At 33.6% G+C, this 23,502-nt stretch carries 20 protein-coding genes; 14 read left to right on the top strand and 6 right to left on the bottom strand.

Going from position 1 to position 23,502, the window contains the following annotated elements; translation table 11 throughout:
- Positions 1–66: 66 nt before the first annotated feature.
- Positions 67–780: a hypothetical protein gene (locus ACFS6I_RS00175; RefSeq protein ID WP_380917261.1), complete on the bottom strand. Its 714-nt coding sequence runs from the start codon at positions 778–780 to the stop codon at positions 67–69.
- Between the two features lie 443 nt (positions 781–1,223).
- Here ACFS6I_RS00175 and ACFS6I_RS00170 point away from each other — a divergent pair, with 443 nt between their 5' ends.
- The 7 genes from ACFS6I_RS00170 (at position 1,224) to ACFS6I_RS00140 (ending at position 8,527) form a co-directional block, all read left to right on the top strand.
- Complete coding sequence (locus tag ACFS6I_RS00170) at positions 1,224–2,207, top strand: hypothetical protein (RefSeq protein WP_380917259.1); 984 nt, start codon at positions 1,224–1,226, stop codon at positions 2,205–2,207.
- 305 nt (positions 2,208–2,512) lie between these two features.
- Positions 2,513–3,385: a helix-turn-helix domain-containing protein gene (locus ACFS6I_RS00165; RefSeq protein WP_380917257.1), complete on the top strand. Its 873-nt coding sequence runs from the start codon at positions 2,513–2,515 to the stop codon at positions 3,383–3,385.
- A 117-nt stretch (positions 3,386–3,502) separates the two neighbouring features.
- Positions 3,503–4,723 carry a TCR/Tet family MFS transporter gene (locus ACFS6I_RS00160; protein ID WP_380917255.1) on the top strand — a complete coding sequence of 407 codons (1,221 nt, stop codon included), beginning with the start codon at positions 3,503–3,505 and terminating at the stop codon, positions 4,721–4,723.
- 538 nt (positions 4,724–5,261) lie between these two features.
- Positions 5,262–6,104 (top strand): helix-turn-helix domain-containing protein, encoded by an 843-nt coding sequence (locus ACFS6I_RS00155; RefSeq protein ID WP_380917253.1) that lies wholly within the window; start codon positions 5,262–5,264, stop codon positions 6,102–6,104.
- Positions 6,105–6,170: 66 nt separating this feature from the next.
- A complete protein-coding gene (locus ACFS6I_RS00150) occupies positions 6,171–7,169 on the top strand; it encodes a DUF6268 family outer membrane beta-barrel protein (RefSeq protein WP_380917251.1) in 999 nt (332 codons plus the stop codon).
- A gap of 49 nt (positions 7,170–7,218) precedes the next feature.
- A complete protein-coding gene (locus tag ACFS6I_RS00145; RefSeq protein WP_380917249.1) occupies positions 7,219–7,626 on the top strand; it encodes a hypothetical protein in 408 nt (135 codons plus the stop codon).
- Positions 7,613–8,527 carry an NmrA family NAD(P)-binding protein gene (locus ACFS6I_RS00140; protein WP_380917247.1) on the top strand — a complete coding sequence of 305 codons (915 nt, stop codon included), beginning with the start codon at positions 7,613–7,615 and terminating at the stop codon, positions 8,525–8,527. The genes ACFS6I_RS00145 and ACFS6I_RS00140 overlap by 14 nt, the downstream gene beginning before the upstream one ends.
- Positions 8,528–8,727: 200 nt before the next feature.
- Here ACFS6I_RS00140 and ACFS6I_RS00135 read toward each other — a convergent pair whose 3' ends face one another.
- Positions 8,728–9,537 (bottom strand): hypothetical protein, encoded by an 810-nt coding sequence (locus ACFS6I_RS00135; protein WP_380917245.1) that lies wholly within the window; start codon positions 9,535–9,537, stop codon positions 8,728–8,730.
- 345 nt (positions 9,538–9,882) lie between these two features.
- Between ACFS6I_RS00135 and ACFS6I_RS00130 the strand changes: the two genes are divergently transcribed.
- The 5 genes from ACFS6I_RS00130 to ACFS6I_RS00110 all read left to right on the top strand — a co-directional run bounded on the left by ACFS6I_RS00130 (position 9,883) and on the right by ACFS6I_RS00110 (position 13,606).
- Positions 9,883–11,055 (top strand): hypothetical protein, encoded by a 1,173-nt coding sequence (locus ACFS6I_RS00130; protein ID WP_380917243.1) that lies wholly within the window; start codon positions 9,883–9,885, stop codon positions 11,053–11,055.
- A 197-nt stretch (positions 11,056–11,252) separates the two neighbouring features.
- The gene (locus ACFS6I_RS00125) at positions 11,253–11,522 is read left to right on the top strand and encodes a hypothetical protein (protein ID WP_380917241.1); all 270 of its coding nucleotides are present in this window, start codon (positions 11,253–11,255) and stop codon (positions 11,520–11,522) included.
- 129 nt (positions 11,523–11,651) lie between these two features.
- Positions 11,652–12,023, top strand: coding sequence for a nuclear transport factor 2 family protein (locus tag ACFS6I_RS00120; protein WP_380917239.1), 372 nt, complete (start codon positions 11,652–11,654; stop codon positions 12,021–12,023).
- Positions 12,024–12,564: 541 nt separating this feature from the next.
- Entirely contained in the window at positions 12,565–13,059 is a 495-nt protein-coding gene (locus ACFS6I_RS00115; protein ID WP_380917237.1) for a GNAT family N-acetyltransferase, read from the top strand.
- Between the two features lie 22 nt (positions 13,060–13,081).
- On the top strand, positions 13,082–13,606 hold the full coding sequence (locus ACFS6I_RS00110; protein ID WP_380917235.1) for an NADPH-dependent FMN reductase: 525 nt from the start codon (positions 13,082–13,084) through the stop codon (positions 13,604–13,606).
- A gap of 223 nt (positions 13,607–13,829) precedes the next feature.
- Here the strand turns inward: ACFS6I_RS00110 and ACFS6I_RS00105 are convergent, their stop codons facing one another.
- Together ACFS6I_RS00105 and ACFS6I_RS00100 are read right to left on the bottom strand one after the other, a co-directional pair.
- Positions 13,830–14,606: an esterase/lipase family protein gene (locus ACFS6I_RS00105; protein WP_380917233.1), complete on the bottom strand. Its 777-nt coding sequence runs from the start codon at positions 14,604–14,606 to the stop codon at positions 13,830–13,832.
- Positions 14,607–14,853: 247 nt separating this feature from the next.
- Complete coding sequence (locus ACFS6I_RS00100; protein ID WP_380917231.1) at positions 14,854–15,585, bottom strand: hypothetical protein; 732 nt, start codon at positions 15,583–15,585, stop codon at positions 14,854–14,856.
- 789 nt (positions 15,586–16,374) lie between these two features.
- On the opposite strand from ACFS6I_RS00100, the gene ACFS6I_RS00095 reads away from it, so the two are divergent.
- Entirely contained in the window at positions 16,375–16,824 is a 450-nt protein-coding gene (locus tag ACFS6I_RS00095; protein WP_380917229.1) for a nuclear transport factor 2 family protein, read from the top strand.
- A gap of 200 nt (positions 16,825–17,024) precedes the next feature.
- Positions 17,025–19,034: a hypothetical protein gene (locus ACFS6I_RS00090; RefSeq protein WP_380917227.1), complete on the top strand. Its 2,010-nt coding sequence runs from the start codon at positions 17,025–17,027 to the stop codon at positions 19,032–19,034.
- A gap of 369 nt (positions 19,035–19,403) precedes the next feature.
- Here the strand turns inward: ACFS6I_RS00090 and ACFS6I_RS00085 are convergent, their stop codons facing one another.
- Positions 19,404–20,084, bottom strand: coding sequence for a YiiX family permuted papain-like enzyme (locus tag ACFS6I_RS00085; RefSeq protein ID WP_380917225.1), 681 nt, complete (start codon positions 20,082–20,084; stop codon positions 19,404–19,406).
- A 461-nt stretch (positions 20,085–20,545) separates the two neighbouring features.
- Positions 20,546–23,302 carry a substrate-binding domain-containing protein gene (locus ACFS6I_RS00080; protein ID WP_380917223.1) on the bottom strand — a complete coding sequence of 919 codons (2,757 nt, stop codon included), beginning with the start codon at positions 23,300–23,302 and terminating at the stop codon, positions 20,546–20,548.
- Positions 23,303–23,502 lie beyond the last annotated feature (200 nt).

Genomic DNA, 23,502 nt, shown 5'->3' with positions numbered 1-23,502 from the left:
GCTCTTGGTAATCATGAAAACAAACTATAAGAGCGTAGTTGAGTCCTTAGAGCAAATTGTACGTCGCTAACGAAGGATTGTTGCATTTTTTCTATATTCTTTTAATTCAAAGTCGCTATGACTTCCTTTATCATATAATACGTAAAATCCTGTCGTCATTAACAATTTATTATGGGGAACTCCAATGACTGTGTTTTCTTTTTTTGCATAGTCTACTTGGTTTCCAAATTTGCCATTTAAAAAGCCTAGTGGTATATTTTTAATCATAAGAAACCTTTCTATGGAAGGTAAAAATGTATCAAAATCAATGTTATAATAATCATCAATTTTAATCATTGGATGTTCTTCTTTTTTAGGCGATGGCAGTATGGTATCATACCATTTTAAAGGTCTTTTATTTATGATTACAGGGTCATTATTTAAAAAAATTCTGTATTCCTTATTATGATATTCGCCATCAAGCGGGGGGGAATTAATATAAAATATAGCCTCTATAGAATTCCAGGATACTACAATATCCTTAGAATAGGTAATGACCGTATAAGCATCGTTATTATATGATAATTTTCCTTTATACTTATTAGCCTCTTTTTCAGTTTTAAATATTCCAATACCTTTAAAAGATGAAATAAATACAAAAATAAAAACAGCTATCACTATAAATACAATTCCCCTTATAAAAGTATTATTTACATTAGTTATATAGAATTTATAAAGTAATCCACAACTGATTAAAATAATAATGAATGAGTAACTAGCACTTAAATAGTTTGGTTTCATATAATTTAATCTTTACCAATTCGTCCTTATTATTTATACGAGGGCGATATCTTTTTCTAATGTAATAAAAAACAATCAAAGCCCATAAATTCACTATCCCATCCCTTTATTCACCAAGTTTTTTCAACTTGACATAAGTTAGGGATGATTTATAATTGTTAGTTAGATCTCGTATTTTATCGGAGAAGGCACAATTGCAGATGCCGTGCTGGATATGATTTTGCATACTTCACACCCTATTGAATTTAAAGGGAATGTCTAAGAAAAAAAAGGTAATATTGTCAAGTTACTGATAAAAATCATTAGATAACCAAAATCAGGGAAGTGAAGTATCATAAGAATGGGGGCAATATTATCGGAATATACATCTATTTTTCCTCCTTCATAAATACTAAATTCTTCAGCTTAAAAGGTTAGACCGACACATATAAAAATATAGAATTGTGAAAAAATATAGAATTGTGAAAAAATATAGAATTGTGAAAAAATATTGTTTATTTATCATCGCATTACTTGCGGTAACTTATTCCAACGGGCAAGGTAGAAAGACAGAACTTTTAGATAGATTAAAATCCAGTTTGGAACAGAATAACTATGGCATTCAAACGACTTTTTATTATCCGACAGAAATCTCAATAAATGATTATCCAGTATTTCGAGGGCTTGAATTCTTCGGAAATACCATTCCGAATTTTATTGACATAGCGATTGACAAAAATGGAGAGCAAGAATTAAAAGTGTTGATTGATTTGACAAAGTACAAAAAACAAGGAAAACCGATTTTAGAAATTCTATTGGTCAAGTCAGCTAAAGGGGTATCGATCATTTCAAATAAATCTGATTTTCCTGAAGAAAATATTTTAGTAAATTATCAATTATCTGATGATGATATAACCCAAGAAAACATTAAGAATGGTTACTTTTTGAAAACCATAAAGTTTAAAGCTAAAGTTCCTATCGAACTATCTACCTTAAATAAATCAGTTCAGTTGACAAATTCGAAGGAATTACTTGATAAACTCTATAATGCTGTTGCTAAACTAACAAAAGGCATAAATGATAGAGATAGCAATAATGTTTTGGAAATTATCCAAAGCGCTGAATTTGAAGTAGCACAATTACGAGGAATGAAAAAAGAATGGATGTTAACCGAAAGAAAAGCATTATTATCAAATACTTTTACATTGTTGCCAAAAGATAGTTGTGAAGTCAAAATTTATGGAAACGGAACTAGGGCAACGCTAGTTCAAAAGAATCTAGAAATAATCAAGCAATCTGCCATAACCTCTAACTTTACTAAAGAAAATTATCCCAAAGGTAGAGTTGTTCAATTTTATAATTTTTATTACAATCTACCAAAGGGAAAACAAGAATTAGAATTAATACGCTTTGACGGTTATGCAATAACTAAATACGGAAAGAAATAAACACGCCTACGGCGTTAACTTTCTTCAATTTTGAGGTTTTATCAAGTTGGAAAGTAGGAAGCGGGTTCGTGAAAAAAGACGATGTAAAAGCATTTTTCGAATTATCGAATAATATTGATCAAGAGATCTATAAAAACCTTTGATCGCAGTATCAAGTGGAAAGTCAATATTGTAATTCTCAAATTTATCAATTATTGAAATCATTTCATCTATAATTTTGCAATTTTATTGTGTTTACATACAATTTGTAAGGTACTACCTGGACGCCACTTGCTATAGGTGTATTTTTTTTCCGACATTTGAACATGCCTCTATTTATAACTTTGGATAATGTCTATAAATTATATAATCTCGATCCTTCGGAAAAGACGGAAGGGATAGTAATTCTTAGTCAGCAAAACGACCCAAATAAGAAATTTACAAGTCATAGTCGTCTGTTTGATGGTTTATTATTGGGATTTATGATAAAAGGATCCATGAAATCGCAAATCCATTTTCTTGAATATGAAATAAACGCAGGTGATATTGCTGTTTTACAACCGCAATTGATGATCGAAACAAAGTCATTGAGTGAACATGCAGAAATAATAACAATTGGTCTTTCATTAGATTTTATTACAGAATTTCCCATTCTACGTGAGTTTGTCATGAATGATCAAATTAGATGGGAACCAATTGTAAGGCTTCAGCCCGACGAAATGAAGCTTCAACATGATTTACTCACACTTATACAAAATTTCTATCATAAGAAAGCGAGTCCAAATAAAACACAAATGCTACGGCATCTTGTTCTAGTTTTAATAAGTATGATTTCTGAAGTATATTCTAATTTACCTCATAGCAAAAGCGTAGTAAAGAGCCGCAAACATGAGATCATAGATGATTTTTATCTCCTTATTGCTAAGTATGCTAACCAGCATAGAAGCGTTGCATTTTATGCTGAAAAACTTCATTTAACACCGCAGTATCTTTCCAGTTTTCTAAAACAGAAAACTGGAAAATCTGCCTTACAATGGATTGATCATCTCACCATTCTACATGCTAAAACATTACTAAAATCCTCTAGTCTATCCATTAAAGAAATAAGCAATGAGCTTCATTTCGAAGAAACAAGTGTTTTTTGCAGATATTTTAAAAGAGCAGTAGGAATATCGCCTAAAACTTACAGAAATGAATAATTAATGATAGTTGTTTTTTAACCGTTATTGATGGGTAAATAAGATCAACTTTCAGATTGTATGTAAATACCATTAAATTGTCAATACCTTCCTTTTGTCTCTTTTTACTTTTACTGCATGAGAAAAACAGATAAAAAAGCGGCCATAGGATTTATATTTATCACATTGTTGATTGATATTACAGGTTGGGGAATTATACTTCCAGTAGTTCCAAAACTCATCGGAGAATTTATTCATAGTGACCTTAGTGAAGCCGCCAAATATGGTGGATGGCTCGGATTTGCGTATGCTATCACCCAATTTATATTTGCGCCTATAGTGGGAAATCTTAGTGATCAATATGGAAGGCGCCCAATCCTTTTAATTTCTCTTTTTGGATTTGCAGTTGACTATATGCTGTTAGCATTTGCACCATCCATGGGTTGGTTATTTTTTGGAAGAATCATTGCTGGGCTTACAGGGGCAAGTATTTCCACAGCAAGTGCGTACATTGCAGATATATCCACCGATGAAGATAGAACGAAAAATTTCGGCCTAATCGGAGCTGCTTTTGGATTAGGATTTATTATAGGCCCGGTAACTGGCGGTTTACTTGGGTATTATGGAACTCGAGTTCCCTTTTATGCAGCAGCTTTGCTATGTATGGTGAATTTTCTTTATGGGTTATTTGTACTACCAGAAAGTTTAGATAAAGATAAACGTCGTTCATTTGACTGGAAACGAGCAAATCCCATCGGTACATTTAATTTTTTGAGAAAACAGTCAAAAATATCAAATCTTATTTTTGCTTTAATTCTGGTCTACATCGCTCTTCATGCAGTACAGAGTAACTGGCATTTTTTTACCATGTATAAATTTAATTGGACAGAGCGAGTTGTAGGTCTATCACTAGGTTTACTGGGTTTATTGACCGGATTAGTACAAGGACTCTTAATAAGATGGACCACTCCCAAATTAGGAGAACAGAAAAGTATCTATTTTGGGTTATTATTATATGCATTGGGTTTAATGTTATTTGCATTTACTAATGAAGGATGGATGCTGTTTATTTTCCTCGTACCCTATTCTTTAGGAGGAATATGCGGACCGGCACTACAATCAATAATAAGTAAAAATGTTCCTTCAAATGAACAAGGTGAGCTTCAAGGGGCATTAACCAGTCTAGTGAGTGCGACTTCAATAGTAGGTCCTCCGATTATGACAAACCTATTCTATTATTTTACACATGATAAAGCACCGTTTAAGTTTTCTGGAGCACCATTTTTTTTAGCTTCCGTATTAATGTCAGTTAGTGCAATTATTATTTATTTTGCTTTTCGACGAAAAAACAAACAGTAAGCTAGGGTTAGAAAAATAAAATAATTTCATCGATCCATTTCCCTCATTCACCGAGTTTTTTATTGTGTTAGTATAATGGTCATAGAGTAGGGATGAATTACACCCTACTTTTGAATCAACAATTGCTTAAGCAGAGCATCAAGGTTTGAGTTGGGGGATGTGGGGCTGATGCAATTAGAAACAAAAACTAACATTGTTAATATGTTTGGAATAACATTATAAACGATCTTCAATGAAGAAAAATCATGTTAAAAATAAATTTCATTATGAATCTACTATTAAAATACGATAGGTATATCACTGCAATAGCAAATAAAGTCCCCAGTATGTAGCTAAGCATTTTTTTTATGATTTTATTTGCAGTTCAAAAATATGAAAAAAGGAAAAATGAAATTATTTTATCAATAAAAACAATGATGGTAAATCTAAATTCCGTTCATTTGCTACTAAAAGTTTATACTTGATATCATTTATCCTATAGTTTTGTGCTGTGTCTAAAATAAAGAGAATAACTCCAACAGATTTCAGGGGTCAGTTTATGTCAGAGATGTCAACTGACTTTGCAATTTTAAGAACACCTGTTCAGATACATGATATTGGAAAAACATCTGGTTTCATTAAAGTCCCCACGCCGTTACATAGACCCGAATTCAATTTTATTGTTCATATTACAAGAGGAAGTGCAAAACAACAGGTCGATGCTAATTTGGTGTCAATAAAACAAGATGAAATCTTATTTGTCAAACAAGGGAACGTAACTTCATTGAAGGAAGTAAGCCCAGATGCCGCGGGACACATGATCTTATTTGAAGACCAGACACTCAATCAATTGCTGTCAAAGCAGGAACTCATTAAACTCTTTTCTGCTAATACCATTATTCACCTACCAGAGGAGAGTAGCGAATGGTTAACATCTCTTTTTGAGCTATTGAGTATTGAGCTATATGACCCAAATCCAAATCTTGGAATTTGTTATTCTCTTTTGCAGGCAGGACTACAGAAGATTTTTACCTCCAGTAAAGAACTGAATAAAAGTATTAACCGGAGTGCAGAAATAACTTTTAACTTTAAGGAGCTTGTCTATAAACACTATCTGCAACATAAGTCAATTTTATTTTATGCAGGTGAACTGTCTGTTTCTGAAAACTATCTCCATAGATGTGTCAAGGAAACGATTGGTGAAAGTCCAAAGGAATGGATCAATAAAGTTAGTATTCTGCAAAGTCAGTTGCTATTACAGGACCTGACTAAGAGTATTTCTGAAATTGCTTTTGAACTTAATTATGGCGATCCTAGCTACTTTGGACGCTTATTTAAAAAAATAACTGGAGTAACCCCCTCGGAATATAGAATTACCTTTATGCAGGATTTGTCCGAGTAAAGATCGGTTTAGTTTTAAAGCAATTCTTGTTTTCAGTCCACCTTTGTATTATTAAATCCAAAGAAAATGAAAACATTAATTTCTATTAGAAACTTCGGTATCAGGACTGGCCTCCAAATTACCTTTTATTGTAAACACAAAGTCATAACCAAATGGCCATATTTTTGTATTCTTATCTTAGCGCTCCTCTTTTCAAATAAAAGCTATAGTCAGATCATTCAGGACGTTGGAGGGATTGCCGCTACTGTTCATAGTAAAGCTAACTTCAAAGATTTACCACAAGAAAGTTCCCTTTCAGGAAATAAATTTCAACTGAATACCTATGATGTATGGCTGTCAATTCCCCCTGTAAAAATAGGCAGGACAAGCATTTTTAGTAATTTGAATTATCGTTTAATGGATTTCAATTATGACAACGAAACGATTGATGATCCCAACCGGATTGAAAGAATTCATGAGATAAAATCGGTAATTATTATCCGGCACCCGATTTCGAGTAAATGGTCTATTTTGGGAATCGCAATGCCAACCCTAGCTACGGATTTTAAAAAATCTCTTTCCTTTGATGATCTGATTCTGGACGGAATACTTGGTGTATCGAAAAAATTTGGAACTGCATCGAATCTCGAAATAGGATTTGGTGTTCATGCCTTACATTCTTTCGGAGAGACTTTAATTACTCCAGGAATATCAATTGATTATCGAAGCACCGACAACAAATGGTTAGCCCAGTTTTATTGGCCTAGATTAAACGTGCTTTATAATGTGAGTCCAAGCACACAGGTAGGTTTGGCGGGTTCAATAGACTGGACTCGATTTAACTTGAAAAATTATCGTGGGTACAATGGCAAGGTAGTCGATTATGCGCAGTTCTCCACTATACATGGCGGTCTACAGGTACATCAACACTTGATAGGAGGGGTCTGGCTTCAGCTACAAGGTGGAATGGGACTGTTGAATCGTTATGAGTTATTCGACAGCACACAAAAGACAGTGAATGATTTCTCTATTTCTAACATGGCTTACGGAAAAGCTGCACTGAGCTATCGTATTGGTAGGAGATAAATAATTATCCATTAAATACACAGATGAAAATCACTATTCGTACTATCATATGAAAAATAGAGATTGTCCCCCTTCAGATTTCAGCCTGCGCTTATTGATGGTTGCAGCTATTCCCGCTTATGTATTTCCTGCCTTAATGTCTTTTATATCAGCTTTTGTGCTTCAAAAAACTGATCTTATGATGGCAAGCTATACGACTATAGGATTATCCTCGCTGCTGTCAACGATACTTAGCTTCATTATACTTTGGCAATTCGAGCTGAGACAAATATTCGTACGAAAAAAATGGATAGGATCACTTTTGATTATTCTGTTAATGATTGGTCTTGGGATGTTGTGCACATCGTTATTTAAACTTCAATCAGAACGTTTTAATATAATAACCTCAGCATTTCTAGGTGCAACAATATTAACAATCCGTCAGCATATAAAAAATTATAAAAATGAAAAAAATTAAGCCGATCATAGTTGTTTTTGGATGTACAGGTACAGTTGGAAGAGAAGTAATGCGTCAACTAAAAGATTCTGATTGTATAGCAAGAGGGGTTCTCAGAAGTCCTGAACGACATTATCCTGTACTGGTAGGTACCCAACCATCGAATATAACTTATGTAAGTGCCGACTTAAATTCAAGGGGCCAACTTAAAGAAGCTTGTATTGGTGCAGATGTATTGTTTCTTTTAACTGCAACATCTCCAGATCAGGTTGAACAGGAGATTAATATAATTGATGCTGCCAAACAAAGTGGTATAAAACGAATCGTTAAATTGTCTGCACCAGTAGTTCAGTCTCCTGCCAAAGTGGAGGTAAGCCAATGGCATAGTAAAATAGAGGACTATCTTTCACAAAATATGGATGATTTCTGTTGCTTAAGACCGCATTCATTTATGCAAAATTGGGAGCGAAATGCACTAACAATTCAATATTTTGGTAAAATTTACGGCGCTTTAGGTCACGCTAAGCGAAATTACATTGACTGCCGTGATGTAGCAACGGTCGCCGTAAATTATTTATTGGCAACGGATGAATTAAAGCAACGGTCAATTGTTCTTGCAGGGCCTCAAGCTATTACGAACCTAGAAATGGCCGCAAAATTATCGCACATAACATGTCGTAAAATCGAATATGAGGATATTACGCCTGACGAATTATTTAGTCGATTAACTACAAAATCAAAATTACCTAGATGGTTGGCGACTCATATTGTTGAGCTTGATGATCTGGCAATTAAGTTTCCGGAGCCGGAAACCGATACCATTACTGACTTAATTCTCAGAAAACCACGTATTATGGATGAATACCTGCAAGAATATCGGCATCTTTTTAAAAGAAAGCCTCTCTGGGAGCTATTGTTTTAGAGCGTATACTCCATTATGTATTTGGCTAACAGTATATTTGAGGTTTCGCTAATATTTTTATAGCTCTGGGAGAGGTTATTTTTTGGAATTATTGAGTTTTGAATATAACTAGTTAGGTTGAGATTGTACACAAATAGAGATTAATGAATTTATAATTGGATATGATATGAATATTTGATGTAAGCAGTAATCCAAAAAGATTATTTTTTTAGTTTAAACTTAGGAGTTTTAACTTCTTTTAATGGCCAATCCTGTTTTCTTGTAATCAATTCCTCTTTAAGCCCTTCAGAAGAGTAAGAAGGGTTTGATTGCTTAACATAAATAGGTACAGTATATTGTGGCAGCGCATTGAACTCCATAAAGCACTTTTTTGCCATTTCAATTATTGCTGTTCGGTTTTCCTCAGTACCCGTTACATATCTCTTTGGTCCATAAATTTTTTCATAAATAGTTGAAGCTTCAAATGTCGTGAATTTTGCACGCATCATAATTTGAACTAGTAATGAGTATAAACTATTATCTTCAGGAGATATTTCGATTTGCTTCAATATATTGGGGATCTGCTCCCACATGATCAATTCGACCAACAGATCTTTTGTGTTATCACCAATAAATTTTAAATCGGACCACATTTGATTCACGTAACCGATTATTTCTTTTCTATTCTTACGTAGCAAATTTATTTGTCTGGGACTCCAATATTCTAAAGGTATATCATCTCGGTAAAAGATTCCAAATATACCAGTTGATTTTAGTCTAGCAAATCGACCACAAGTTTGCGAATAATATTCTTGTACTATCATGCAGGAGTTAAATAGATCACGACTTGTGAGCGAATTTAATGATTTTTGTGAAAGGTGATGGTTAAGAGCATAGTAATGATCCTTATTTAACGTATCATTTCCTGAGACCAATTCATCAATATAATATTCACGCATCAATATTCGAACAGTTGCTTCTCTGCTAATTGTCGGTATATTTTTAAATTTATATTGATCCAACTTGTTCATATAATCTGATAAATTATCTTCTATAAACTGCGTAGTATCCTTAAGTTTATATTGAGAAAAACAAAACAAAGGATAACTCATAAAAAGTAATAATAAAATATCTTTTATTATTTTTTTTAGAAAAAGCGTATAATTGGGCAATATCATATTTAGCTAAGCTATAATTTAATAATATTATATTTCACCTATCAAGATAATGAAATTAACGAATTCATCCTATTTTTTTAATCGATTAATATTTTGACTGGGCAAGCTATTTTTTCGGAGACATTTTCGCTTATGGCTTGCCAATTTTGACATTACTGTGTATTTTAGCCAAATTGATGATTTATAAAAATGAATGTGATGCCAAAGTTTCTCTTAATTGTTTTTTCTTTTATTATAATTAGTTCAGTTTATGCACAAAAACCTAAAGTTGTGGTTCTCGGTGTCGGACATTCTACGCAGCTAATCAACTTTGATCAGCAACCTGCTGCAATACGAGCGTTTATCAATAAGGTAGATCCAGCTGCAATTTGTATTGAACGATCGCCTGAAGAATTTACAAAAAATGATTTTTACGAATTTACATACGAACAGCAATATGTGGTCGTACCTTATGCGAAAGCTTTAATGAAGCCTTTGCATCCAATAGACTGGCTGCCGGAAGAAGCTGATTCGGATCTTGCTTTTGGTGTAAAGAATCTTGAGGTTCCTCGATTTATCAGAAGTAGAAGCGGGTTTTTAGGCTTTACAGTTTTTAGCGAAGAAAACGACTTTGAAGATGGGCTTTATTTTGCCGATTCTCCAGATTATGGTAACCGAATCGAGAAATGGTATGCTCAACATCCACAAAAAACGAGTTTAGATTTTCCAAGGAGGCTATTTTTATACCGTACTTTTCTACAGGCCAAGCGGATTGAAAAAGTTTTAGAAAATTATTCAGAGAAAGATACTATTTTGGTAGTCATTGGCTCATTTCACAAAAATGATATTGAGAAGAATCTAGCGGAAAATGGATACACCGTTATACAGCCTTCTTCATTTGGTAAAATAAGTATGCAAGATATCAATAAGAATTTCAAACTAGAAGATGCTTATGCTATATTGTCTTTTAACTTACTTGGCATGCAGTCCCATATTAATAAAATAAATCCTAAAATTATTGATCACGCATTCGAGCACTTAGAAAAGACCACATCAGCAGAGAAGGAGTTTTTTAAAGTAAAATTTGATCTATATTTGAATAAAATATCATCGAAACAGGCTTTAGACCATTACCAAAAATTACTCACCATCACGGATGATACTACAGTTTTTACTTGGAATGGTATTAAGGATAAGACTCGTCTAGATTCTTATTTTGATCCTTTTGGTAATATCTCCTTAAAGAAAAGAATCAGGTTAGAGATCGCTAGGGAGTTTCGCAAAATGAGAAATGAAAAAATGTTCGAGAAGGAAATAGATATTATATCAGAAGGAATGAATGACTACAAAAAACAGATGCTGATGGTATATGTACAAAAATATTTGATGTAGATTAATGGGGTAATAAGCTCAACTTTGACTGTTCCAAAATCAGGGATGGCTAGCATCATATCAAACATTTCTTCCTATATATAAGCAGTTAAATTATTTCATATATAATTTTGCAATTTTATTGTCTTTACATATAATTTCTAGGATAGTACCTTGCGACCATTGCTACACATTTGTTTTTTTTCCGACATTTGAACATGGCTCTATTTATAACTTTGGATAATGTCTATAAATTATATGATCTCGATCCTTCGGAAAAGACGGAAGGGATAGTAATTCTTAGTCAGCAAAACGACCTAAATAAGAAATATACAAATCATTGTCGTCTGTTTGATGGTTTATTATTGGGATTTATGATAAAAGGATCCATGAAATCGCAAATCCATTTTCTTGAATATGAAATAAAAGAGGGTGAAATAGCTGTTTTACAACCGCAATTGATGATCGAAACAAAGTCATTGAGTTAACATGCCGAAATAATAACAATTGGTCTTCTCATGATAGCTTTATCACCCTTAAATAACAAATTAGCTAGATAATAAGCTTTAGCAAAAACATTCGCAGCATTAGCCTTGATCGCAGTATCAACATTCACTATGGCATTAGTCAAGGTAGAGGTAGCCAGCCCTAAAAAAGCAGTGGTCAATTTATCTACAGCAGATTTAGCCATTGTTCATTACGTCGCGGTTATGACAGCAGGTCAATCGGCAGGAGTGGAGCAGTTGTTTACATCAGATTTCAAACAGAAAGTACAGGCGTCGGAAGATAAGACTAATAGCCGTTCGGAAGTTGTTTCCTTCTTGAAAAAGCAAAAAGGAGAGCAGTTAAACTTTAAAACCGGTACCACCATCGTAAGGGAGTCGGGTGACTATATGATTGCCAAAGTAACCATGCAGTTTGAAAACTTTACCAAAACCGATCTCGTGACATTATTCAATGACAGCGATAACTGGAAAGTATCCCAATAGATCAACTCGTACAAGTAATTTACTGCTAAATCATATTTTTAGTTGAGGCCACGTTGAGAGATGTGGCTTCTGCTTTTCGATAGAAAGACCACGTTCACAAAGTATTGAATATTTTTTTATTGCTTCACGAAAATAGACAATGTTAAGTGACTTTGATTCAAAGAAATATAGAGCTGAAATAACTCGCACTAAGGTCGACAATATAATTTATTTTGATTCGTTGCGTTATGGCAATTATACAGAAGAATGAAGTTACATCGGCTTAATTTGTAATGTCTAAATCTGTTCCATAGCGTAAAACTAAACCATGACTAAGCACTAATCTAACTTCTTTTAGAACTTGTTAAATGAGAAAAAGATTGTAGTTTTGACTTGGTTAGATTTGATAATATCTTTCAACTAGAATAGGAAAAATTAAGGTTAATGCTATTTATAGCTATACACAACTGTAGGAAGTTTAGGTTAAATAACCATATTTTAAAATGATTATTAGTTTAAGCTTTGCAAGCATAAATTTCAAAATAGAACGATAGTTAACGAAATGATTAGAAAAGCAATTCAAAGCGATATTATTCAAACGTCAAAGGTGCTGGAGGAGGTAAAGATTGATATGTTGCGTGAAGGTGTTGACCAGTGGGATCAAGAATATCCAAATGAGATGGTACTTATACAGGATATTGATAAGGAGCAGGCATTTATTTATGAAGAGCAGGGCGAGCTAGTCGCGTATATGGCTCTAAATGAAAAATGTGATGAAGAATATAATGACTTAAATTGGAATACCAGTATTCCTTTTCTTGTGATTCATCGTCTATATGTAAAACCAGTTGCTCAAGGAAAAGGAATTTCTAGTAAGATGATCAGATATGCAGAACAATATGCTGTTGAACACAAATACCAATCCATTCGTTTTGATGCCTTTTCATTAAATGAAACAGCGAATGCCGTTTATTTAAAAAAAGGATATCATCTGGTAGGCACTGTTAATTTTCGAAAAGGAGTCTTCAATTGTTATGAAAAGGCGATTGGCTCTTAATAATTTAGGATAAAAATAACTTATGAAAAATATTTTTGTAATAAATGGTAGTGCGAGTAGCTATTCCTCAAATCAAAAGCTTATAACTTTAATCGTTGACCTTACACAGGATACTCTAAATATCAAAGTTTTTAATGATCTTAAAACTCTTCCGCATTTTGATCCTGAACTTTCTATCGACAATACACCAGAAGAAATCTTAAAATTTAGAAAAGAGATTGAAATAGCTGAAGGGGTTTTAATTTGTACACCTGAGTATGTTTTTAGTATACCCAGTGGACTCAAAAATGTGATCGAATGGTGTGTGTCAACAACTGTATTTTCTGGCAAACCGTTGGGGATAATAACAGCATCAGCTCATGGAGAAAAAGGACATGTAGAATTGCAGCTAATTATGGAAACTTTAATGGCAAATTTCACGACAGAGACTACACTTTTAATTTCTGGAATAAAAGGGAAAATAAATGAAAAAGGGCATTTAACGGATTCTAAAACAAATATTGCGCTATTAAATTTTGTAGATGCCTTTGAAAAACTGATGTCATAGTTTGAAATTGGGAATCAGATTTATTGCGAGATTGATCATAGAATTAAAACCAGCAGTCGTTCTAAAGTTATTTCCTTTTTGAAAAAACAAATTTTTATTTATCTTTTATTTGAAGATATTGAAAAAGTAGCAAATCATGTTTTTTCCATCATTAGGCATTTTATTAAATAATTTTGATTTCATTATCTAGTTAAGAAACATGATGTTTTTCAGAAGTATACCATTAAAAACCATTTTTAGAAAGATCATCGGTTATTTTACGGTAAATCTCGGGAATGTCAAATGCTCCAATTTTCCTCCGTTTGATGTCAGTTATTTCACCATGTGAAATACCACGACTACTATCCGTTAATAATTGAAATTTATCACCCCAAACTGCCGATTTCACAGGTACAAGTCCATCATTTTCTCCGGCGTTCTTTATTAAATACTGATATGTCCAGGAGTATAGGAAGTCATCTTTTTTAGAAGCCATAGCAGATGCATAACTATTGTAATATACCAATGGATCATTTAAGTTATTTTGATTAAAACTTTCCATATAATTTATGCTTAGCTCATTTATTACATTATAAATATTTGGGTTATTGTCACCGAATATTTTGACCAAAACAGGGAGTATACGTTTCGCAGGTGAACTTTGGAAGGTTCTGTTATTTAAAAAATAATCTGCAATTAAAGTACCATGATGGGGGGTTGATATTGTTGTTAAGGAAGCTATTTTTTGTCCATATTGCAAAGTCGAAATCAGGAAGCGCGCGTCAATCCCACCTTTTGAATGCGCTATTAAATTAATTTTTTCTGCACCGGTCTTATGGATTATATCTTCTATTCTTAATTGAAGTAACTTTGCATTATCTTCAATTGAGCCCCAAGCATCTGTATACCCATAAAATACATTAATTCCTAACTCCTTTAACAATTTGGGAATTCTTCCCCAGAACAAAGTATTGTCTTTTGCTCCAGTTCCGTGTATCAGTATAAGTGGATATTTTAACATTTAGTTTCTATTTTGTGCAGATACAAAGCATAATAGGATTGTCTGAATTTTTAAAATACAATATACCTATTTTTATATATTCATTTCAAATTATCGCTTCCATATCCTGTACCAATTTGACAGTAATCTCTCCACTCCATGAATATTCACTATTTTGGGTATAGGCTATTACTCCAGCATTAGAAATAAATCTGACGTGCCAACCAAGATATTTGATGGTTTCACATCCTTATTTTTAATTATGAAATTATTTAGTTTTCTTAATCGCACTATTCAGCCTAGCCAAGTAATAAGTATACTGCCTTTCCCCCAGTACTCCTCGTCCCTTTAGGACATAAGTTTTCACGATAAAGGACGTATTGTCGACCCATCTCATATCTTCCACTGCCCAATTCTTGGTCTGAAAGCTTGCCATTTCTGAAATTCGGGCATGAGAGCTGATCATGCCATCGCGTATTTCTAGAAGTCCTATAAAGCAACTATTGCGTTCATATACATGGTTGTAGTAGTAGGCAAGAAAGCGTCCGTCGGGAGAATGGATGGGGAGCGATACGGCAGCATCCCCGATAGAGACAATCCCATACTGGTCGGAAGTAGCGCTGTCCAGCAATACCATGTCGCTGAATCCGAGATGTTCAGAAACACTATGGCTTACTAAAGCATGCATCTGCAAGCGCGGCAAATATCCCATATACTGCCAGCCGCGAAAACCGTCGTCTTGTCTGGGCGAATCGTCATATTTTTTGAGTTTAATGAGACCTTTTCCTGTAGGTACTATCAGTGTGTTCTTCTTTATGGAAACGTGGGAAAATATCATTTTCGCAGCTGGAGCAGTCCTTTCATAAAGTTGTTTCTCTGCAATCTCAATATGTATTTCTGGAAGGCTGTCATAGCGATCTGCATAGCCTACAGCCAGCTCTTGGCCTGACTGACCATAAGTAAGTCCTATTGAAAAGAAAAAAAGGAAGATCAGTTTCATGTTAATTTCTTTGTTTTATTTTCAAATTTTTGTTTCAAAGAGTATATCCTATAAATTTTACCTACAGAATTTATGTCTTATAAATTATTGACTTTAATTGCACTAAATTCTATCATGATTCTTTCATAAGTTTTTAGAAAAGCTTTCAAAAGTTCTTCATACAAATTATATAGCAATTCGAGGAGTCGGTATAAAACTCTCGAGTGTTTAAAATTGAATTGTTTCTTCTTCTTGACTTTTAGCGCTATAGCTACAGAGCAATAATGAAACAATCATAAAGTACCTAGATAAGCTATATTTGATAAAGTTTGAAGAAATAGATTTAGTCATTATAACCAATAAATTTAATCGTATTAAGTTACGTATAAAACGATATATAACACTGTAAATAATCATGAGAATTAGGCCATTTTTAAACATCAAAAGGGCCTAATTCTCATTAGACCCTTTATCTTGGCGTTTAACTGCACAGTAATTTTATGTTTCTTATCGTTTCCTCTTTTTTGTTTCATCATCCAAATTGTTTTCAAGCAATTGGATTTATTTACTGTACTACGTCATTTATCGTTATCCACTTTCATTCTGAAAGTATGTTTGTTATCGCTTTGTATAATAAGAACACCTGTCGAATAAAATAGTTCAAAAAAGTTTAAAATAATTTCACCTATTCATTTCGATCATTCACCGAGTTTTTTGTTGGTTTAGTCTAATTGCCATAGGCTAGGGACGATTTACATCCTACTTTTGAATCAACAAATAAAAACTAACAAACTATAAAATAAAGACATTATGAGAACTTTAGCAAAAACATTCGCAGCAGCAGCCTTGATCGCATTATCAACATTCACTATGGCAGCAGGCAAACCAGAGGGAGCAAACCCTAAAAAAGCAGTGGTCAATTTATCTACAGCAGATTTGGCCATTGATCATTACGTTGCGGTTATGACAGCAGGTCAATCGGCAGGAGCGGAGCAGCTGTTTACAGAAGACTTCAGCCAAAAAGTTCAGGCATCAGAAGATAAAACCAATAGCCGTTCAGAAGTTATTTCCTTCTTGAAAAAGCAAAAAGGTGAGCAGTTAAACTGTAAAACAAGTTCCACCATCGTACAGGAGTCAGCAGACTATATGATCGCCAAAGTAACGATGCAGTTTGAAGGTTTTACCAAAACCGATCTCGTGACTTTAGTCAATGACGGTGGTAACTGGAAAGTATCCCAATCGATCAATTCTTATAATTAATCAAGTTTAATCATATGTTTAGTTAAGGCTACATCTCACGATGTGGCTTTTCTTTTTTTTACTATAATTGCTCATGTTGAGTTATTCAAGATGACGGACTTTTCGGTAGATCTCATTTACCGCTTAGATAACAGCTATTCTTCTTAGATACCCCTATGGTTAGCTATACTTTTGTTGTACAAATTTAAAAAACATAAAATATGGCAAATCAATTTTTAATTAAGAACACGATGGCAGATATGAGAAACTTATCTGCAATGGAAATCACATCATTGCAAGGCCCAACTCCAACTTATACTGGAGTACAACTATTGGGGTATTACGAGAAAGGAGATACACCGGCACCTATTAATTATTTTCTAACTAATTCTAATTCTTTAGATGACGGAGGCTCTCTTATCGCTATCAATAGTATAAAATTGAAAATATCAAAGCTAGATTTAGTTGATGTTAGATATTTTGGATTATTTCCAAAAACAGAAAGTAACCATATCAAATTTACTAATTGTTGTAATTACGTAATTAATAATGGAGGGTATGTTTGGATAGACCGTTTAAATGAAACATATAATTTTAAGTATACTGCAAGAGTAATACTAGAAAAAGATAAGGCACAAAGTTTATCTATTAGATCAAATGGAGCAATAATAAAACTTGATCAAAAATTAATTGCTAGTGAAACAATCTGGAAAACAACTCAAAATAGAGAAAATATTCTTTTCTCAATAGGTACACCCGCCAAATGGCCTATAAATAATGTCGATGAAGCCTTTAATTATAATTTGAAGCATGAGGTTTCAATCGAAGGTTTAAATTTTGATTGTTCTGTTTATAATGCGGAAAGAAGTGAAACTATTTATAATAATGATTTAATATCACCTATTCAAATTAGTGCTGAAAAAATTATTTTGAAAAGTATCAATACAAATGGAGGTATTGGTAGTTGCTATAAAATTCTAGGGGCCAAATATTTTGAGGCTTCTAAAGTTAATGTATTTGATTACGGTAGCCGTGATAAGAAGTTAGTAAATGGAAAAACTGAATTAGGAGATAGCTATGGTGATGGTTTTCATTTCATGGGAAGTAAAGAAAATGCGGTTTATAGTTTGTATGATTGTAAACTCCACGGTAAACTAAGTAATTCAGGAACTTTTTCAAGAGCAGGTATTGTTTTTGAATTTATGAAATCTTATCAAAAAGAAAGCATATTTAACATTTACGGTGGTGAAATTAAAAATTTCGCAAAAGGAATTCATACTGAGCTTTCGGGCATTTGGAATATAAATTTTAATAACGTGAATATCTCCAATTTGGATACGTTATCAACACAAGCTTCAGCCACTTCATTTTTCCATTTTAATAATTGTAATATTGAACTGTCTGAAACAGATGGTTTAGAAGCTGGATTAAATATAACATCCATTAATATAAAATTCGGAGATGGATATGTTATTTTCAATGGGGGTACAGTTATTGTAAATCCAAAGTTAAATGCAATAAAGCATATTGTTCTAGGTTCTGCCGAAAGTTTCAATAATACATATTTTGACTTTAAAAAACAAAATGTGAATTTTTACGACGGAGCCAAGAATGTGAGTTTTAATTCCTGTATTTTTAAAAATTTTGGGAGTGCAAATATTAAGTTTGATAGTTTCTATGGATACACCCAATGGTCCAATGATTTTTATTTAAATAATTGTATTTTCCAAATCCCGGATAATTTTTACATCCGAAGCACGTTCAAAAATGTATTTTTTCATAACTGTATTTCTTCCAGTAAAGTCCAGTCAATGACAAGTGGTAATATGACTTCATTTAATTCAATCAGTAATTTTGATATAAAAAAGGACACTAATTTTCAAATCTATATTCCTTATAATGGTGCTGATATTGATTTAAATGACTACATCCCTTCAGCTATTAGAGAGAATAAAAATGATTTTAAGGCGATAGTTTTAGGTACAGACTTAGCAGATTCATTGGGTCGAGGATTCAATAATTTAAAAGAAATTGTCAGAAAAGAGCAAGGATATGTTTTAATGGCACCTTATTGGTATCCTTATGGTGATTCTGGATATTGGCAGTTTACGATGGAGAAAAAAGGAAATATGGGTAGTTACGATATTAATTCTATTAATGCAGGGCAAACCTGGCCAGTGAATAACATTGGACAAAAAGTTAGAGGATTATATTTATATATTTGGCAATAACAATATTAACTATCACATTTCTAGTTAATAGAGGAGATAGAAATAAATAAACTACATTAAACATAGTAAGCCATTTTTGTAAGAATGGCTTACTATATTCATATACCATTCTTACTACTTCCCGTAATTTCTAATCAAACCGGTCACAATAACAATCCCATTTCATCAACAGCTGTTATTGGAGCCAATGCTTTGAGTGAAATAGGCGCCGCTTCGTAGACTTCTTCGGTGGACGTTCCCACAATTATGAAGATAAATTACAGAAGCTATATAATAGTGTAGGCTTTCAAGCAAAATGGACCGTAGCTATTGGACTGATGCGATTATAGGTTTCAGTCCCAAACGCCATACAGGTATAATGGCTATTTATTAATTTGCATTTATTGTTTCTAATAGTTCGCTGTTAAATACCGCTTTTGGTGAAATTACAACTTCGTTCAGCGGTATTTTGTGTCCATAACGCTCTTTCATTTTTTGTTTAACAACTTCGTTTGTTAAGTCAAAGTCGCTTAGTTTTTCAAGTTTGCCAATTTCGAGCCCTGTCGCACGTTTGTAGATTTTCCAGATCAGTTCAGAACAATAAATTTTGTCATCACTCCATTCAAAAATCATGTCATAATTTTTACCTTTAAACTTGTCGCCTTCTTGTTTCATTTTCTGAATCGTTTCAGTTGTCAAAATTTTATCAGCGTTTTTTAGTCGCTTAATTACGTAATGTCCGTCTTTGCCCCGTGCAATCCATTTGTCAAGTGGTGTTGCCTTAATGGGCTGAACTGCCTCAAAAACGTAAAATTTTCCATTGTCAATGTAAATAATACCGCAATGCGAATATTTTGATTTTGTTGCAAGTTGGATTGCTTTGCTTTGTCCTGAAAGTGAAGTTTGAAAAATTAAGTCGCCATTTTTAATTTCTCTTTTGTTTGCAAAATTTTTTGCCTCTGTTTTTACCTTGTTCAGTCGATGGTTCGGATCGTAAAATTTTCTTTTAGCATAAAGGCCACCGACGACAATCAGTACACAAAGCCCTAGTAAAATTATCCCTTTTTTCATACTTGTCTTTTGTTGTTTTGGTCTCTGAAAACATTACAAATGCTTCTAACATCACCTAGATTGATCAATATTCCTTTGCTTTTACTTTGTTTTTAAGATAGGTTTTTTTTTTGATAAGTATTGAAGAGCCTGTTCGTCACTTTGCTCGTACAATTCTTTAAAGAGTTAAAAATTATATCTAGAATACACTATTATTTTTCATGCAAGACAAACATTCCTCAAGTTTTGAGCAAGCTATAAAACACCGAACTTGTTGTTATTAATTTTTTCTTGTGTAGTAATAATTCTAATTTCTGATTCAGGCATAAATTTATCATAACTGTCAGACTAAATCTTGATTACTACCCTGTTAATTTTTTACAGTCCATTCCAGTTAATACACTAAAATTGTTAAATTCAAATTATATTACTTACAAAAGCACTTCAAGCCAAAGGGTTTCGCCGTAGAAAATTCCAACGACTTATCCTTTTAATTGATCCTTTCGAAAAACGGTTGGAGTTACACCGAACTGTTTACGAAATGCTGCCGTAAAATATGTCCCGGACGAAAAACCTACTTTTTCTGCAATTTCATTTACATGTAGGCCTTCGAGCAGTAGGTTTTGTGCTTTAGCCATACGCCGTTGTAACAGATAGTCATTGACACTGCAATTTAATAATGCTTTTGTTTTTCGATAAAGTTGTATCCGTGATAAATTCAGTTCCTTGGCAATGTCCTCGACACTCAGGGTTTTATCGGAAAGATGTCCTTCGACAACCATGGACAATCCCTGTAAAAAACGTTTGTCCTGCGGAGTATATGAATCAATTTCTGTTTTATTTTCCGAAGGCTTGGGCAAAGTGCCATACTGCTCTTTGAGTTTCTGACGGGACAGAATTAAGTTGGCGACTACTGCTTTAAGGTGGTCCACCTTAAATGGTTTTGTCAGATAGGCATCTGCCATATGGCGCATTCCCTCAATGATACTTTCCTCCGTATCAAGAGCACTAAGTAGAAGTACGGGTATTTGGTTGAACTGCGAATTGTTTTTAACGGTTTTCAATAATTCGATACCTGTTTCATCAGGAAGCATAATATCGCTGAGGATCAGGTCAGGATAATTGGTTTTCATTTTTTTAAGAGCGTCGGAATAGCTTTTGGCAAAAATGAGATTATATTCTTTTTCTAAAATTTCTTTCAAGAAACGCATAATATCAGGATGATCTTCAACAATCAAGATATTAGCTGCTCTGTTGGAACAGAAGGAGACCGAATCAACATCAAAATCTTCCAAATTTTCCTGTGGCAAGTTTCTTTCAAAATGTAATATTGAAGGCTCATATTGGGAGTTCTTTTTTTCTTCTTCCAAAAGATGAAGATGACCCGTAGGCAAGCGTAAAGTGAAAGCAGATCCCATTCCTTTTTTACTGCTAGCGGTTACTTGTCCATGATGAAGTTCAACAATCTGTTTTACATAAGCAAGACCTATTCCCGATCCAGGAAGATGCTGTTCACCTTTGTAGAAATTGTCAAATATATGATCTAAGTCACTGGCTGCGATACCTGATCCATTATCAATTACACGGATAAGAAAATAATCTCCAAATGTATTTTCTTCTACGGTCAAGCTGATGGTTCCTCCTTTTGGGGTATATTTAAATGCGTTGGATAGCAGGTTCGAAAAAGCATGTTCCATCAGTTGCTCGCTTATCCAGATCTCTTTCACAGGTGTCTTGCTGAGATAACTTAAGGAGATGCCCTTCTTCTTGGCCAAAGGTCTAAAATTAGCAATGATCTGTTGGATGAAATTATCAATGTGTACCGCAGTAACCTGTAATTTTAATTTAGATTTATCAATCCTATGGATATCAATGAGGTCGTGCACGAGGTCTTGAAGTTTTTTAGCATTCCGTTCGATGTACGCAAGTTTTTCTCTACTGTTAGCGGAAAGAGATTTTTCTTTTTCTAATTCTTCAAGTGGTCCCATGATAAGGGTCAGGGGAGTCTTGAATTCGTGGGAAACATTGGTGAAAAACTTGCTCTGTTCTTCTGCTCCATTTTGAATCTGTTGATTCATCTCAACAATCTGTTGCTGTTGTTGTAAAATTTCTTCGTTCTGATTTTTAAGTTGCTTGTTTTTTTTACGGTTGTTGCCAATCATAACAATCGAAATACCTCCTAGAATAATCGAGATCACAAGGCTCGTCATGACAACCTGGAGAGTTGTTTTTTGGTTGTTGTAAATCTGATTTTGCTTTACGATAAACTCCTGTCTCTTGTCGATATCTTTTTGTTGTTCTTGAATCTTATTCGACTGGAGCATCATCAGGTTCGCATTCTCTTTATTTATAACCAGCGTGCCCAGTATGTTTTCCCGTTTATAAGGAGTTTTTTCTAAAATTGCTATTGCCGTCCGGATCGCTTCTGTGCCCCCGGTTGGGTAAAGCATAGAAGCGTAAAGCGCACCATTTGCTATTTCTTCCAAACCATTGTTTGCTCCAGGCAATGCATCGATACCAATAATTTTCTTTTTGTCATTACCATTTTCACGGAGAGCCTGGATGGCCCCAAAGGCCATTTGGTCATTAAAAGCGAAGATAAGATCTTGTTTCTGTAAATCTTCAATTTGTTTTTTCGCTAAAGCATAAGCTGTAGCCCTGCTCCAATCAGAATGAAGTTCCAATCCTACCTGCGTTTTACCGGCACTATCTAGCCCCATCATCAAGCCTTTTTTTCTTTCTATAGAAGCTGAAGTACCCTTTAAGCCAGTAATAACCCCGATTTGTCCCTTTCCATTAAGAACATTTGAAATATATTGGCCCGCTAATTTACCAATTGTAAGATTATCAGCTCCAACATAAGCATTGTAAAGACCCGAAGACGTTTTTCGATCTGTAACGATGACAGGGATTTTCATTTGGAAAACTGAGTCTACAATTGGTGTCACGGGAGCCGCTTCATTCGGAGAAACAATTAAGAGATCAATATCATTTTTTAGCAGTTCCCTAATTTGCGAAATCTGTACTTGGTTACTCCCTTCAGCATCTCGATATATAAATTTAACATTAGGATAGAAAGACAACTCTCTTTTCATTTCCTCCAACATGGTCTCTCGCCAAGAATCATTACCAGTACATTGTGAGAATGCTATTGTGTAATTTTTGCCCTCATTCTTAGGATTACAAGAATGAAACAATAGCGATATCATGATCGACAATATACAGTATACTCTTAACATGTTGGATTAATGGATTATTGATGATATATGCTCAAACTTAGATGTATATATTGCTTCATATACAATTGCATCACATATTAAACAAATATATTGATATCTCCACTGTCATCAAGAATTATTTTTATAGAAAAAAACGAACCATATTTTTTTTAATCACCCAATTGCTTTTTCAGCGTATTTGATAAATTGGTTTTATTCTA

This window comes from Sphingobacterium anhuiense (assembly GCF_042686355.1).
Taxonomy (GTDB): domain Bacteria; phylum Bacteroidota; class Bacteroidia; order Sphingobacteriales; family Sphingobacteriaceae; genus Sphingobacterium; species Sphingobacterium anhuiense.
Note: the sequence above shows the minus strand (reverse complement) of the source record. Positions and strands in the feature narration are given on the sequence as shown.